Consider the following 207-nt stretch of genomic DNA (forward strand, 5'->3'; position numbering starts at 1 on the left):
GGAGCGGGGATCGGGAATGGCGATTTGCTGGTCGTCGACCGTTCCAGAAAGCCTGCACATGGAGATATTGTTATCGCTGCTATTGATGGAGAGTTCACGGTTAAACGTCTTCAGCTGCACCCAATACTTATGCTTGTTCCTGAAAACAGCTCCTATGCACCCATTATGATAAACAGCGAAGATACGCTGGATATCTTTGGGGTTGTG

1 protein-coding gene is annotated in these 207 nt (G+C 48.3%); it reads left to right on the plus strand.

Annotated features, from left to right (window positions below; translation table 11 throughout):
• Positions 1 to 207: S24 family peptidase (locus tag OGV69_RS01360; protein WP_286469006.1), on the plus strand; the 207-nt coding region annotated here is incomplete at both ends.

Origin of the sequence: Citrobacter sp. Cc139 (genome assembly GCF_030334645.1) — a bacterium.
Lineage (GTDB): Bacteria > Pseudomonadota > Gammaproteobacteria > Enterobacterales > Enterobacteriaceae > Citrobacter > Citrobacter werkmanii.